At 64.0% G+C, this 13141-nt stretch carries 13 protein-coding genes and 1 pseudogene; 7 read left to right on the forward strand and 7 right to left on the reverse strand.

Features of this window, described 5'->3' with window-relative positions; translation table 11 throughout:
• Positions 1–39 precede the first annotated feature (39 nt).
• Positions 40–972 (forward strand): MBL fold metallo-hydrolase, encoded by a 933-nt coding sequence (locus ACFTOW_RS10340; RefSeq protein ID WP_379915336.1) that lies wholly within the window; start codon positions 40–42, stop codon positions 970–972.
• Between the two features lie 48 nt (positions 973–1020).
• Here ACFTOW_RS10340 and ACFTOW_RS10345 read toward each other — a convergent pair whose 3' ends face one another.
• Entirely contained in the window at positions 1021–1584 is a 564-nt protein-coding gene (locus ACFTOW_RS10345) for a DNA-3-methyladenine glycosylase I (RefSeq protein ID WP_379915338.1), read from the reverse strand.
• A 122-nt stretch (positions 1585–1706) separates the two neighbouring features.
• On the opposite strand from ACFTOW_RS10345, the gene ACFTOW_RS10350 reads away from it, so the two are divergent.
• The 4 genes from ACFTOW_RS10350 (at position 1707) to ACFTOW_RS10365 (ending at position 5797) form a co-directional block, all read left to right on the forward strand.
• Positions 1707–2543 (forward strand): EAL domain-containing protein, encoded by an 837-nt coding sequence (locus tag ACFTOW_RS10350; protein WP_379915340.1) that lies wholly within the window; start codon positions 1707–1709, stop codon positions 2541–2543.
• Positions 2544–2660: 117 nt separating this feature from the next.
• Complete coding sequence (locus tag ACFTOW_RS10355; RefSeq protein WP_379915342.1) at positions 2661–3836, forward strand: acetyl-CoA C-acetyltransferase; 1176 nt, start codon at positions 2661–2663, stop codon at positions 3834–3836.
• Between the two features lie 161 nt (positions 3837–3997).
• A complete protein-coding gene (gene phbB, locus ACFTOW_RS10360; RefSeq protein WP_379915344.1) occupies positions 3998–4720 on the forward strand; it encodes an acetoacetyl-CoA reductase in 723 nt (240 codons plus the stop codon).
• Positions 4721–4864: 144 nt separating this feature from the next.
• Positions 4865–5797, forward strand: coding sequence for a VOC family protein (locus ACFTOW_RS10365; protein ID WP_379915346.1), 933 nt, complete (start codon positions 4865–4867; stop codon positions 5795–5797).
• Positions 5798–5849: 52 nt separating this feature from the next.
• Here the strand turns inward: ACFTOW_RS10365 and ACFTOW_RS10370 are convergent.
• The 3 genes and pseudogenes from ACFTOW_RS10370 to ACFTOW_RS10380 all read right to left on the reverse strand — a co-directional run.
• A pseudogene (locus ACFTOW_RS10370) lies at positions 5850–5978 on the reverse strand (YdcH family protein); the annotation flags it as partial.
• 107 nt (positions 5979–6085) lie between these two features.
• Entirely contained in the window at positions 6086–6829 is a 744-nt protein-coding gene (locus tag ACFTOW_RS10375) for a tRNA1(Val) (adenine(37)-N6)-methyltransferase (protein WP_379915348.1), read from the reverse strand.
• Positions 6822–7040: a putative signal transducing protein gene (locus ACFTOW_RS10380; RefSeq protein WP_379915350.1), complete on the reverse strand. Its 219-nt coding sequence runs from the start codon at positions 7038–7040 to the stop codon at positions 6822–6824. The genes ACFTOW_RS10375 and ACFTOW_RS10380 overlap by 8 nt, the downstream gene beginning before the upstream one ends.
• 57 nt (positions 7041–7097) lie before the next feature.
• On the opposite strand from ACFTOW_RS10380, the gene ACFTOW_RS10385 reads away from it, so the two are divergent.
• Positions 7098–8099 (forward strand): polyprenyl synthetase family protein, encoded by a 1002-nt coding sequence (locus ACFTOW_RS10385; RefSeq protein ID WP_379915352.1) that lies wholly within the window; start codon positions 7098–7100, stop codon positions 8097–8099.
• Here the strand turns inward: ACFTOW_RS10385 and ACFTOW_RS10390 are convergent.
• The 3 genes from ACFTOW_RS10390 to ACFTOW_RS10400 all read right to left on the reverse strand — a co-directional run bounded on the left by ACFTOW_RS10390 (position 8075) and on the right by ACFTOW_RS10400 (position 12417).
• A complete protein-coding gene (locus ACFTOW_RS10390; RefSeq protein ID WP_379915354.1) occupies positions 8075–8905 on the reverse strand; it encodes a 4-(cytidine 5'-diphospho)-2-C-methyl-D-erythritol kinase in 831 nt (276 codons plus the stop codon). The two genes, ACFTOW_RS10385 and ACFTOW_RS10390, sit on opposite strands and share 25 nt — an antisense overlap.
• Complete coding sequence (locus ACFTOW_RS10395) at positions 8895–10568, reverse strand: tetratricopeptide repeat protein (protein WP_379915414.1); 1674 nt, start codon at positions 10566–10568, stop codon at positions 8895–8897. Before ACFTOW_RS10395 ends, ACFTOW_RS10390 begins: the two co-directional genes overlap by 11 nt.
• A 202-nt stretch (positions 10569–10770) precedes the next feature.
• On the reverse strand, positions 10771–12417 hold the full coding sequence (locus tag ACFTOW_RS10400; protein ID WP_379915356.1) for an electron transfer flavoprotein-ubiquinone oxidoreductase: 1647 nt from the start codon (positions 12415–12417) through the stop codon (positions 10771–10773).
• A 230-nt stretch (positions 12418–12647) separates the two neighbouring features.
• Here ACFTOW_RS10400 and greA point away from each other — a divergent pair, with 230 nt between their 5' ends.
• The gene (gene greA / locus ACFTOW_RS10405; RefSeq protein WP_379915358.1) at positions 12648–13118 is read left to right on the forward strand and encodes a transcription elongation factor GreA; all 471 of its coding nucleotides are present in this window, start codon (positions 12648–12650) and stop codon (positions 13116–13118) included.
• The last annotated feature ends 23 nt before the right edge of the window (positions 13119–13141 follow it).

Raw genomic sequence — 13141 nt, forward strand, 5'->3', positions numbered from 1 at the left:
TACGCTACCCTAGCGTCATCCAACACGGAGGAGTCTGACATGACCACATCCACGTTTTCCCGCCGCACCATGCTGGCCGGTGCCGCCGCGATGCCGCTGGCCGCCACCGTCGCTTCGACCCGCCCGGCCATGGCCGCGGCCGACATGATGGGGGCCACCCTGCCCCGCTTCAACCGCATCAGGATCGGCGGGTTCGAAGTGACGACCCTGCTGGGCGGCACGCGCACCGTGCCCGACCCGCAGACCATCTTTGGCATGAACGCCAGCGAAGAGGATTTCGCCGCCGCGTCCGAGGCCAACATGATCCCGACCGACAAGGCGCAATTCTTCTTTACGCCGACGCTGGTCAACACCGGGTCCGAGCTGATCCTGTTCGACACCGGGCTGGACGGAGGCGCCACCGTGGCCGCGATGCAGGCGGCAGGCTACAGCGCCGATCAGGTCGACACGGTGGTGATCACCCATATGCACGGCGACCACATCGGCGGGTTGTCAGGCGACGGTGGCGTGACCTTCGGCAATGCGTCCTACGTCACGGGCAGCACCGAGTATGACGCCTGGGCCGGGATGGACAACGAAGGGTTCGAGGCCAAGGTCCGCCCGCTGGCCGAGCAGATGACCATGATCGAGGATGGCGGCAGCGTCGCCTCGGGCATCACCGCGATGGCCGCATTCGGCCACACGCCGGGGCACATGGCCTACATGCTGGAGAGCGAGGGCCAGCAGCTGGTTCTGGCGGCGGATTTCGCCAATCACTACGTCTGGTCGCTGGGCTATCCCGACTGGGAGGTGCGGTTCGACATGGACAAGGCCGCCGCCGCCGCCACCCGTCGCCGCATGCTCGACATGATGGCCGCCGACAAGCTGCCCTTTGTCGGCTATCACATGCCCTTCCCGGCCGTGGGTTTCGTCACCACACGGGACAACGGGTTCGAATACGTGCCGGCCAGCTATCAGTTCGTGATGGACTGATCCCGTCTGTGCGTGACATCAGGGTCGTCCGGTTCCGGGCGGCCCCTTTCAGTGGCACAGATCGCCGTGCCGCGGGCAGGTCACGACGTGATCATTGATCATCCCCGCCGCCTGCATGAAGGCATAGGCAGTCGTCGGCCCGACAAAGCGAAAGCCGCGGTGCTTCAAATCCTTCGACAGTTTTTGCGATAATTCCGTCTGGGCGGGCACATCCGCCAGCGCGGCGCGGCGCGGTTGCAAGGGCACACCATCGGTGAAATTCCACAGATAGCCGGCAAAGCCCGGCCCCTCTTCCAGCGCGATCCAGGCGCGGGCATTGCCGATGGTCGCCGCGATCTTGCCACGATGGCGGATGATGCCCGGATCACCCAGCAGGCGGGTGATGTCATCCTCGCCCCAACCGGCCAGCGCATGGGGGTCAAACCCCTGAAACGCCTTGCGAAACCCGTTGCGCTTTTTCAGGATGGTCAGCCAGTTCAGACCGGCCTGAAACCCTTCGAGACACAGCATTTCAAACAGCGCCTGGCCGTCGCGCTGCGGCACGCCCCATTCCGTGTCATGATAGGCGATGTATTCGGGATCATCCGTCACCCAGCCGCAAATCTCGCCCATGTCACGCCCCCGTCACAACCCATGGCCTCACCCGTTCAAATGCGAACAAAATGTGAATCTTTACCGCCTGTCAACATTTCGGGCGGCATCGTGCCAATCGGAGTGAACCGCAGGAGGGACAGATGCCGCGTGGGGTGGACAAACGATGGGCCGACATGCCGGGGGCGACCAACCCGCTGGAGATGGCCGTGCAGGCGCGTGACCGCGAAACGATCAAGATGGTCGCCGACGCGCTGCGCCACCGCGAGGTTCTGTTGGCATTCCAGCCGATCGTCGCCTCGAACAACCCGCAGCGGGTGGCTTTTTACGAAGGTCTGATCCGCGTGCTGGACGCCACGGGCCGTGTGATTCCCGCCAGGGATTTCATCGGCGCGGTCGAGGAAACGGAAACCGGCCGTGTGCTGGATTGCGTGGCGCTGGAACTGGGGCTGCGCACGCTGGCGCGAGAGCCGGGCCTGCGGTTATCGATCAACATGTCGGCACGCTCGATCGGGTATCCGCGCTGGACCAGGACGCTGAAACGCGGGCTGCAGCACGACCCGACCGTGGCCGAGCGCCTGATTCTGGAAATCACCGAACGCTCGGCCATGACCGTGCCAGAACTGGTCGTGTCCTTCATGTCCGATCTGCAACGCAAGGGCAGCACCTTTGCGCTGGATGATTTCGGGGCGGGCTATACCTCGTTCCGATATCTGCGCGACTTCTACTTCGATATGCTGAAGATCGACGGGCAATTCACCCAAGGCATCCACCACGACGCCGACAATCAGGTTCTGGTCAAGGCACTGCTGTCCATCGCACGGCAGTTCGACATGTTCACCGTGGCCGAAAACGTCGAAAATCAACGAGATGCGCTGTGGCTGTCGCAATCGGGCGTGGATTGCCAGCAGGGCTATTTTCATGGCGCACCCACCGTGCACCCCCATTGGGAGGATCAGGCAAAACGCGCGGCGGGATAGGCGGCAGTATGCGACGCGGTTGCCGCGTTGCAGCTATTGTTCTATGACGCTGGGGAAGTTTTGGGCGATGGGCCGCCCGTCGGACGGTCCGACCCCCTGAAAATGGTGGAGGAAACCATGACCAACGTCGTTATCGCATCCGCAGCACGCACCGCTGTCGGGTCATTTTCCGGTGCGTTTGCCGGCACGCCCGCCCATGATCTGGGCTCTGCGGTGCTTCAGGCGATCGTCGAGCGTGCAGGCATCGACAAGGCCGATGTCTCGGAAACGATTCTGGGGCAGGTTCTGACCGCCGCACAGGGTCAGAACCCGGCCCGTCAGGCGCATGTCAACGCGGGCCTGCCCATCGAAAGCGCCGCCTGGAGCATCAATCAGGTCTGCGGTTCGGGTCTGCGCGCCGTCGCACTGGCGGCCCAGCATATCCAGTTGGGCGATGCCGCCATCGTCGCCGCCGGCGGGCAGGAAAACATGAGCCTGTCGCCCCACGCCGCGCATCTGCGTTCGGGCCACAAGATTGGTGATGTGCAATACATCGACACCATGATCCGCGACGGGCTTTGGGATGCGTTCAACGGCTATCACATGGGCCAGACCGCCGAGAACGTCGCCGAAAAGTGGCAGATCAGCCGTGATCAGCAGGACGAATTTGCCGTGGCCAGCCAGAACAAGGCCGAAGCCGCGCAAAAGGCAGGCAAGTTCGCGGACGAAATCGTGCCTTTCACCGTCAAGACCCGCAAGGGCGAGACGGTCGTGGATCAGGACGAATACATCCGCCACGGGGCCACGATGGACGTGATGTCCAAGCTGCGCCCGGCCTTTGCCAAGGATGGCAGCGTGACGGCAGCAAACGCCAGCGGCATCAACGACGGCGCCGCCGCCGTCCTGCTGATGAGCGCGGATGAGGCCGAACGCCGGGGCATCAGCCCGCTGGCGCGCATCGCCAGCTACGCCACCGCCGGTCTGGACCCGTCGATCATGGGCGTCGGCCCCATCCACGCCTCGCGCAAGGCACTGGAAAAGGCCGGCTGGAGCGTCGATGACCTGGACCTGGTCGAAGCGAACGAGGCCTTTGCCGCGCAGGCCTGCGCCGTGAACAAGGACATGGGCTGGGATCCGTCCATCGTGAACGTCAACGGCGGGGCCATCGCCATCGGCCACCCCATCGGCGCATCAGGCGCGCGCATCCTGAACACGCTGCTGTTCGAAATGCAGCGCCGCGATGCCAAGCGGGGCCTTGCGACCCTGTGCATCGGCGGGGGCATGGGCGTGGCCATGTGCCTTGAACGTCCGTAAGTCACCGCAACCAACAAAGGGCACCCACTGCGGTGCCCTTTTTTCTGCGACGCATCAGAAACTTGACGCAACGGCGAAAATCATCGCGAAACATTATTGCGCATACCTTTTTGCAAAAGTAACAAGGTTGCCAATAGATTTGAAACCCAAGGGAGGATACCATGGCAAGAGTTGCACTCGTCACCGGCGGATCGCGCGGGATCGGCGCCGCGATTTCAAAGGCGCTGAAGGCCGAAGGCTACAACGTCGCCGCCACCTATGCCGGCAATGACGAGGCTGCCGCCGCGTTCACCGAAGAAACCGGCATCAAGACCTACAAGTGGAACGTGGCCGATTACGACGAATCAAAGGCCGGGCTGGAAAAGGTCGAATCCGATCTGGGCCCGATCGACGTGGTCGTGGCCAATGCCGGCATCACCCGCGACGCGCCCTTCCACAAGATGACCCCCGAGATGTGGCATCAGGTGATCGACACCAACCTGACCGGCGTGTTCAACACCGTCCACCCGGTCTGGCCCGGCATGCGCGAGCGCAAGTTCGGCCGCATCATCGTGATCTCGTCGATCAACGGGCAAAAGGGGCAGTTCGCGCAGGTCAACTATGCCGCGACCAAGGCGGGCGATCTGGGCATCGTCAAGTCTCTGGCTCAGGAAGGCGCACGCGCCGGCATCACCGCCAACGCGATCTGCCCGGGCTACATCGCCACGGAAATGGTGATGGCCGTGCCCGAAAAGGTGCGCGAATCGATCATCGCGCAGATTCCCACCGGCCGTCTGGGCGAACCCGAAGAGATCGCGCGCTGCGTGGTGTTCCTGGCCTCGGATGACGCCAGCTTCATCAACGGCTCGACCATTTCGGCCAACGGGGCGCAGTTCTTCGTCTGACTGGTTGGACATGGTGCTGTTCAAGACGCCCCGGGCTTTCGCCCGGGGCGTATTTATGTGCGGCTGCGCACAAATCCCGCGCGAGTATCTGCGTTTTCACACATGAGAACTTGGGTCATATTCTCCTCAAACGGAGGATACACCATGCTGACGCAAATCAACGGACTTCACCACGTCACCTCGCTGGCCAGCGGGGCGCAGGAAAACAACAACTTTTTCACCAAGGTTCTGGGCCTGCGCCGGGTCAAGAAAACCGTCAACTTCGACGCGCCCGAGGTCTATCACCTTTATTACGGGAACGAGACGGGCGCACCCGGCACGGTGATGACCTACTTCCCCTTTCCCGGTGCGCGTCGCGGACGCCCCGGCGCGGGCGAGGTGGCGGTGACCGCCTTTGCCATCCCCAAGGGCAGCCGTGACTGGTGGGCCGATCACCTGGTCACCCACGGCGTCCAGGGCATCGACAAGCAGGAAACGCTGGGTCAGGCGCGGCTGCGCTTTGACGGGCCCGATGGCGACGGTTTCGCCCTGGTCGAGACCGAGGATGACCGCACGCCCTGGACCGGCAATGGCATCGATGCCGATCATGCCATCCGTGGCTTTCACTCCACCCAGATGCGGCTGGCCGACTCTGGCGCCACATCCGAGCTTTTGCGCTTCATGGGCTATCAGCAGCAGGACACGCAAGGTGACATCACGCGCTTTGCGCTGGCTTCGGGCAACGGGGCCAATGTGATCGACATTGAAACCCTGCCCAACGCGCCCAAGGCCGTCGAGGGCGCAGGATCGGTGCATCACGTGGCGTTCTCGGTCACCGACCGGGCCGCGCAGGACGACGTGCGCAAGGCATTGCTGGACACCGGGCATCAGGTAACGCCGGTCATCGACCGCGATTATTTCTGGGCGATCTACTTTCGCACGCCGGGCGGCGTGTTGTTCGAAGTGGCCACGGATGAACCCGGGTTTGACCGGGACGAGGATGTCTCGACGCTTGGTCAGGCCCTGCGACTGCCCAGCCAGCACACACATCTGCGGAGTGTTCTTGAAAGCAACTATCTGGAGCCGATCCACGATTGACCGGATCATCGGCCCACACCGGCCTTGCCGGGGCGATCCTGCATCTGTTGATCAGNTTCTGCTTTTTAAGTTCGGCGATTTCGGTATCGGATGTACCCGGCGCTTTCAGCGCCTTTTCCACCCGGTCCGAGAGGGTTTGATGTTTTCTCTTCAGTTCCTCGATATGCGAACTCAAGCTCATAGGCGGTCTCCTCTCGTTGGTTTTGCCCCTCGAGATCAGTCGAACACATGAAACAGGTTCTGTCACGCCGCAGCCGCAGCATAAGGCAAAGAAATGCTTAAACCGGCTCAGGGAAAAGGCAGTGCCGCCGCATCATGCAGCACAGCATGTATGGTGGTCGTATAGTCGGGGCTGTCATCGGCATGGGCCGCGCGCTGGTGAATCTGCACGCCCGCATGCAGGCGAAACGCCGCGCGCCCGCCCTTGCGCCCCCGGATCAGCACCAGTTGACTGTCACGCCCCGCGCGCGGCACCAGCGGCAGAACCTGCACCGATCCCAGGAACCGATCAAACAGCCCCAGCAATTCCGGCAGACGTTCCGCGCGCTGGATAAAGGTCACGCTGCCCCGGTCGCGCACGCGGCGCGCGGCGGCGGTCACCCAGGCCTCCAACGGTGCCCCCTCGCCCATCGCGGCCTCGCGCGCGGGGTCGTCTGCGGCAACGCTGGCATCGCGCCGGAAATAGGGCGGGTTGGCGATGACATGATCGAACTGTCGCGCGCGCAGGCTGGCGGGCATCCGGGTCAGATCGCCTTCGACCACCTCGAACGGCAGGGCGGTTTCAACCGCGTTGCGGCGGGCCAGATCGGCATAGCCCTCCTGCATCTCCAACCCGGTCACGGCCACGCCCAGACGCGCGGCCACGCACAGCCCCGCCGCCCCCACGCCGCAGCCCAGATCGAGCACCGAAGTCACGCCATCCGGCACGGTCGCGGCCAGCAGCACCGGATCGACGCCCGCGCGGTACCCCTTGCGCGGCTGCCACAACGCCAGACGCCCGCCTAGGAACCTGTCGTACGTCAGGTCATTCATCCACCACCGCGATGCCATTATCGCGCATCGCGCGGCGGGCGAGGTCCAGATCATCCTCGCGCACCATCAGGCGGCGCGGCAATATGCCGATCGACCCTTCGAGCGCGCTCATGTTTACGTCGAGTTCGAAGCAGTCTATATCCTCGCCCTGAAGCAGTGCCTTGGCAAAGGCCATGACGGTCGGGTCGTTGGTGCGCAAAAGCTGTTTCATGTCACTTTGATAAGACCATGGCCCCCGCAATGTCGAGGCCATGCGACGGGGAAAAACATGAGCCTGGACAACGCTGCGACCAAACCGCACGAACAACTGGCAAGCACGCTGGCCGATGGCATGGATGCTGTCAACGCGCTGATCCGCGAACGCATGGCCAGCGAACATGCCCCCCGCATCCCCGAGGTCACCGCCCATCTGGTCGAGGCGGGCGGCAAACGCCTCCGCCCGATGCTGGTGCTGGCCGCCGCGCGCATCTGCGGTTACCCCGGCCCCTACGATGTGCATCTGGCCGCGACGGTCGAGTTCATCCACACTGCAACCCTGCTGCATGACGACGTGGTGGACGAAAGCGCGCAGCGGCGCGGGCGGCCCACCGCCAACCTGCTGTGGGACAACAAGTCCAGCGTGCTGGTGGGCGACTACCTGTTCGCCCGCGCGTTCCAGCTGATGGTCGAACCCGGCAACCTGCGGGTGCTGTCGATCCTGTCCAACGCCGCCGCCACGATTGCCGAGGGCGAGGTTCTGCAGATGACCGCCGCGCAGGATCTGCGCACGGATGAAGCCGTCTACCTCAAGGTCGTGCGCGGCAAGACCGCCGCCCTGTTTTCCGCCGCGACCGAGGCGGGCGGCGTGATCGCCGGGGCGGATGACGCACAGGTGCAGGCGCTGTTCGACTACGGCGATGCGCTGGGGATCGCGTTCCAGATCGTTGATGACCTGCTGGATTATCAGGGCGACACCAAGGCCACCGGCAAGAACGTGGGCGACGATTTCCGCGAGCGCAAGCTGACCCTGCCGGTGATCAAGGCGGTGGCCCGCGCCGATGCGGACGAGCGCGCCTTCTGGCAACGCACCATCGAAAAGGGCCGGCAAGAGGATGGCGATCTGGAGCACGCCATCGCCCTGTTGCACAAGCATGATACGCTTACCGCCACCCGCGCGGACGCGCTGGCATGGGCCGACAAGGCGAAAACCGCCATGGCCACCCTCCCGTCCAGCGACGTGCGGCGGATGCTGATCGATCTTGCCGATTACGTGGTGGCGCGGATCACCTGATCTGCGCCGATGCTGCGGGTCGGCATCACCCACCAGCCCGGCTGATCCGCCCTGACGCGTGCCGCTGCCTCCTGCGCCTGTGCCGCATCGGGATAGACCCCGTAACAGGTGGCACCAGACCCCGACATGCGCGCGACCTGCGCATCCGCCAACGCCTCCAGCGCCCTGCGCACCTGCGGGGCAAGCGACAGCGCGGGGGCGGTCAGGTCGTTGCGCTGCGCACGCAGCCACTCCAGCAGGGCCGCGCGGTCAGGCCACGGGCCGCACCCAGCCATAGGATCGTTGAATTTCTGCACCAGCGCGGCAAAGACCGACGGCGTGGGCATATGCGCTCCGGGATTGACCAGCACCATGTCCAGCGCGGGCGTATCGGGCAGCGGCGTCATGATCTCGCCGATGCCCTGCACGCGCTTGGCCACGGCGCTCTGGCACATCGGCACATCCGCGCCCAGGGCCTCGGCCACGTCCAGATCGTCACAGCCCAGATGGCGCAGCACTGCGGCCGCATCCGCCGATCCACCGCCGATCCCCGCCCCGTGCGGCAGGTTTTTCTCCAATGCGATATGGCCCTTCCACCCCGCCGCCTGCGCCGCCTGCCAGACCAGATTGCGCGCATCAGCAGGCACGCCATCGGCAAAGGGGCCGGTCACGCTGATCGCCATCTGCGGGGCGGGATCAAACCACAGGCGGTCGCCGACATCGGCGAACACCACCAGCGAATCCAGCATGTGATAGCCGTCAGGGCGTTGCGCGGTCACATGCAGGGTCAGGTTGATCTTGGCCGGGGCAAAGACCTCAGTCGCCATCGGCCACCTTCAGGGGCTCGGCACCTTCCTCGGCCAGCACCTGATCCAGACCGACCTCCAGCTTGCGGCGGATACGCTCGGGGTCGACATCGTCACTTGTATCGGCGGTGCCATAGAACGACAGCGCGCGCCGCCACTGGAACCGCGCCTCGAGCGTGCGGCCCACGGCCCAGTAGACATCGCCCAGATGGTCGTTGACCACCGAATCGGTCGGCATCAGTTCGGCCGCGCGTTCCATCTGGCCCACCGCCTCTTCATAGCGGCCCAGCCGGTACAGAACCCAGCCCAGGCTGTCGACGATATAGCCACTGTCGGGCCGCGCGGCGACGGCGCGTTCGATCATGTCCAGCGCCTCGTCCAGCTTGCGCTGCTGCTCGACCAGCGAATAGCCAAGGTAGTTCAGAACCTGCGGCTGCTCGGGGCTCAACTCCAGCGCCTTGCGGAAATCGGCCTCGGCCTCGGGCCACATGTCCTGACGCTCGTAGCTGATGGCGCGGGCGTAAAAGATGAACCACTGTTCCGGCCCCGGGTCGCCGAACAGGTCCAGCGCCCGGGTATAGGCATCGGACGCCGCCTCGAAATTCTTGATCTGGCGCATCATGTCGCCCAGGGACATGTGCACGATCGGCAGATCGCCATGGCTTGCCGCCAGCTGTTCCAGCACCTCGACCGCCGCATCCACCTTGTCGGCGCGGCTCAGCGCCTGCGCCCGGCCCAGTTCGGCGGCGTGATACGACGGGTGATCGCGCGGCAGCTTCTTGTAGGTCTCGACCGCCAGTTCGAACCTGTCCAGGTTTTCCAGCATCTGCGCCGCCAGGATCACCGCATCGCCATGATCGGGGCGCAGGTATTCGGCCACACGGGCATAGACCAGCGTGTAGTCGTCATTGGCCTCGTTCGACAGTGCGGCGGCGACGGTAAAGAACACTTCGGCCACGCCGTCGCGGGGGCTGGCGATGAAATCGAACCGCAAGGTTTCGCCCGCGGCCAACTGCGTCTGCATGTCCCGCAGCGCAGGGTCCAGATCGGGGCCGAACAGGGAATCGAGCAGCTCCAGCGCCTGCTCGTTGCGGTCAAGCTGGCTGAGGATCTGAATCCGGGCGATCGTGGCGCGGCGGGTCATCTGCAACGGGCCGAACCCCTCGCCGTCATAGATCGCCTCGGCGCTTTCGAAATCCCCCACCAGCGCCAGCGCCAGCGCCTTGTGATACAGGGCAAAACTGCCCAGCCCGCGTTCCTGCGCCAGCGCGTCAAAGGCGGCCAGCGCCTCGCTGGCCGATCCAGCACCCAGATGCGCCCAGCCGCGCAGCAGCCCGTCAACCAGCGGGCCAACCGCGCGTTCCTCGTTCACGCGGGTCAGCAGCGCGTCGAACTCGGCGTTCTCGACCTCGTCGGCAACCAGCACCATGCGCGCGATCTGACTGCTCAGGCCCTCGGCCTCCATCTGGCGGGCGGTCGGCACGGCGCGGGCCAGATTGCCAAGGGCAAGCTGCGACAGGGTCGCATCCTCCAGCAGGGTCGGATTCGACGGGTCACGTGTCAGGGCACGGGTGAAATACTGCGCCGCGGCACCGAAATCGGCATCCATCGCCGCTTGACGCGCCGCCAGATACGACCCGGCCAGCCCGTCATCATCCTGCGCCAGTGCGGGGGTGGCCCCCATCACCAAGGCCGTTGTCACTCCCAGAAATCGTGCCCGTATCCGTGCCTGTGTCACGCCGCGTCATCCTTTGCCTGATCCTTGCCCATACCCTAGCGACCCATGGGCGAAACGCAATGCACAGCCCCGTGGGGTGCCCCGATGCGCAAGGAAATGAAAAAACGGGCAGCCCTCAGGACCGCCCGCTGCCGCAATATCATGCAGATCACATGTTGGGGTAATTCGGGCCATCCCCGCCCTGCGGCGTGACCCAGGTGATGTTCTTGCTGGGGTCCTTGATGTCGCAGGTCTTGCAATGCACGCAGTTCTGAAAGTTGATCACGAACTCGGGCTTGCCGTCCTTTTCCACGAACTCGTACACCCCTGCCGGGCAATAGCGCGCCGATGGCCCGGCGTATTTCGCCAGGTTGACCTCGACGGGCACCTTGTCATCCTTCAGGCGCAGGTGGCAGGGCTGGCTTTCCTCGTGGTTGGTCATCGAAAAGCTCAGGTTGGTCAGCCGGTCGAACGACAGCTTTCCATCGGGCTTGGGATAGGTGATCTCGCGGTGCTTCGACGCGGGCTCGGTCGCCTCGGCGTCGGATTTGCCGTGGCCCATGGTGCCGAACAGCGAAAAGCCCAGCGTGTTGGTCCACATGTCCATCCCGCCCAGCACCAGCGACGCCGTGAGGCCGTATTTCGACCAGATCGGCTTGACGTTGCGGACCTTTTTCAGGTCCTTGCCGATCGCGCCGTCGCGCACGGTCTTTTCATACGCGGTCAGCTCGTCGCCCGCGCGGTCGGCCTTGATCGCGTCGAACGCGGCCTCGGCGGCGGCCTTGCCCGACAGCATGGCGTTGTGGTTGCCCTTGATGCGCGGCACGTTGACCATGCCCACCGAGCAGCCCAGCAGCGCCACGCCGGGGGCCACCATCTTGGGCATCGACTGATACCCGCCCTCGGAAATCGCCCGCGCGCCATAGGCCACGCGCTTGCCGCCCTTCAGCAGCTCGGCCACCATCGGGTGATGCTTGAACCGCTGGAATTCCATGTAGGGGAACAGGTGCGGGTTCTTGTAGTTCAGATGCACCACGAAACCCAAGTAGACCTGATTGTTCTCTGCGTGATAGATGAACGACCCGCCGCCCGCATTCGATTCCAGCGGCCAGCCCATGGTGTGGGTGACGCTGCCCTCCTTGTGCTTGGCGGGGTCGATCTCCCAGATCTCCTTCATGCCAAGACCGTATTTCTGCGGCTCATGACCCTTTTGCAGGTCGTACTTGGCGATCACCTCTTTCGACAGCGACCCGCGCACGCCCTCGCTCAGGAACACGTACTTGCCGTGCAGTTCCATCCCGACCTCGGTATCGGGACCGACTGTGCCATCGGGCTGCAGCCCGAACACGCCCGCGACCACACCCTTGACCTCGCCGTTGTCGCCGTAGACCAGTTCGGAACACGACATGCCGGGGAAGATCTCGACCCCCAGTTCCTCGGCCTGCTCGGCCATCCAGCGGCAGACATTGCCCATCGACACGATGTAATTGCCATGGTTGTTCATCAGCGGCGGCATCGGAAAGTTGGGCACACGAACCTGCCCGGCCTCGCCCAGCATGTAGAAATTGTCCTCGCGCACTGGCACGCTTACCGGAGCGCCCTTTTCCTTCCAGTCGGGAATCAGCGCGTTCAGACCCACGGGGTCCAGCACCGCGCCCGACAGGATATGCGCCCCGACCTCGGACCCTTTTTCCAGCACGACCACGTTCAGATCGGCATCAAGCTGTTTCAGACGGATCGCCGCCGACAGGCCGGCCGGACCCGCGCCGACGATAACCACGTCATATTCCATGGCTTCGCGTTCGATATCGGACATGCTGGCCTCCTCAGGTTAGCGCGCAATAAAATTTCACCGTGGATACCGCGCTGCAGCATTGACAGTCAATTGCGACACAACGTTAAACCAATGGAAAAGCTCGACAAGGGGGGTGCGTGGAATTGCGCCACACGCTTGCTTGATCTATTGCCTTGCCCTGCCCTGTTAAGGCAGGTTGTGCCGAACACTCACGCAGACCATGGCCGCAGGGATGCGCCAACGGAGAGCCTATGGAAAAGATACCGATGACGCGCGCGGGCCATTCCGCGCTGGAAACCGAGTTGAAGCAGCTCAAATCCGTCGAACGCCCCGCGATCATCCGGGCGATCGCCGAGGCGCGCGAACACGGCGACCTGTCGGAGAATGCCGAATACCATTCCGCCCGCGAAAAGCAGTCGTTCATCGAAGGCCGGATCAAGGAACTGGAAGGCGTGATCAGCCTGTCCGAGGTGATCGACCCCAAAAAGCTGTCGGGCGCCATCAAGTTCGGTGCCACCGTCACGCTGGTGGACGAAGACACCGACGAGGAAAAGACCTGGCAGATCGTGGGCGAGCACGAGGCCAATATCGAAAAGGGTCTTTTGAACATCAGATCGCCCATCGCCCGCGCCCTGATCGGCAAGGAAGAGGGCGACAGCGTCGAAGTGCGCACGCCCGGCGGCGAAAAAGCCTATGAAGTGCTGAAAATCGAGTACAAGTAAGCCCGCGAACCTGTGGGTGGGAA

The sequence above is a fragment of the Lacimonas salitolerans genome, assembly GCF_042677865.1.
Taxonomy (GTDB): Bacteria; Pseudomonadota; Alphaproteobacteria; order Rhodobacterales; family Rhodobacteraceae; genus Lutimaribacter; species Lutimaribacter salitolerans.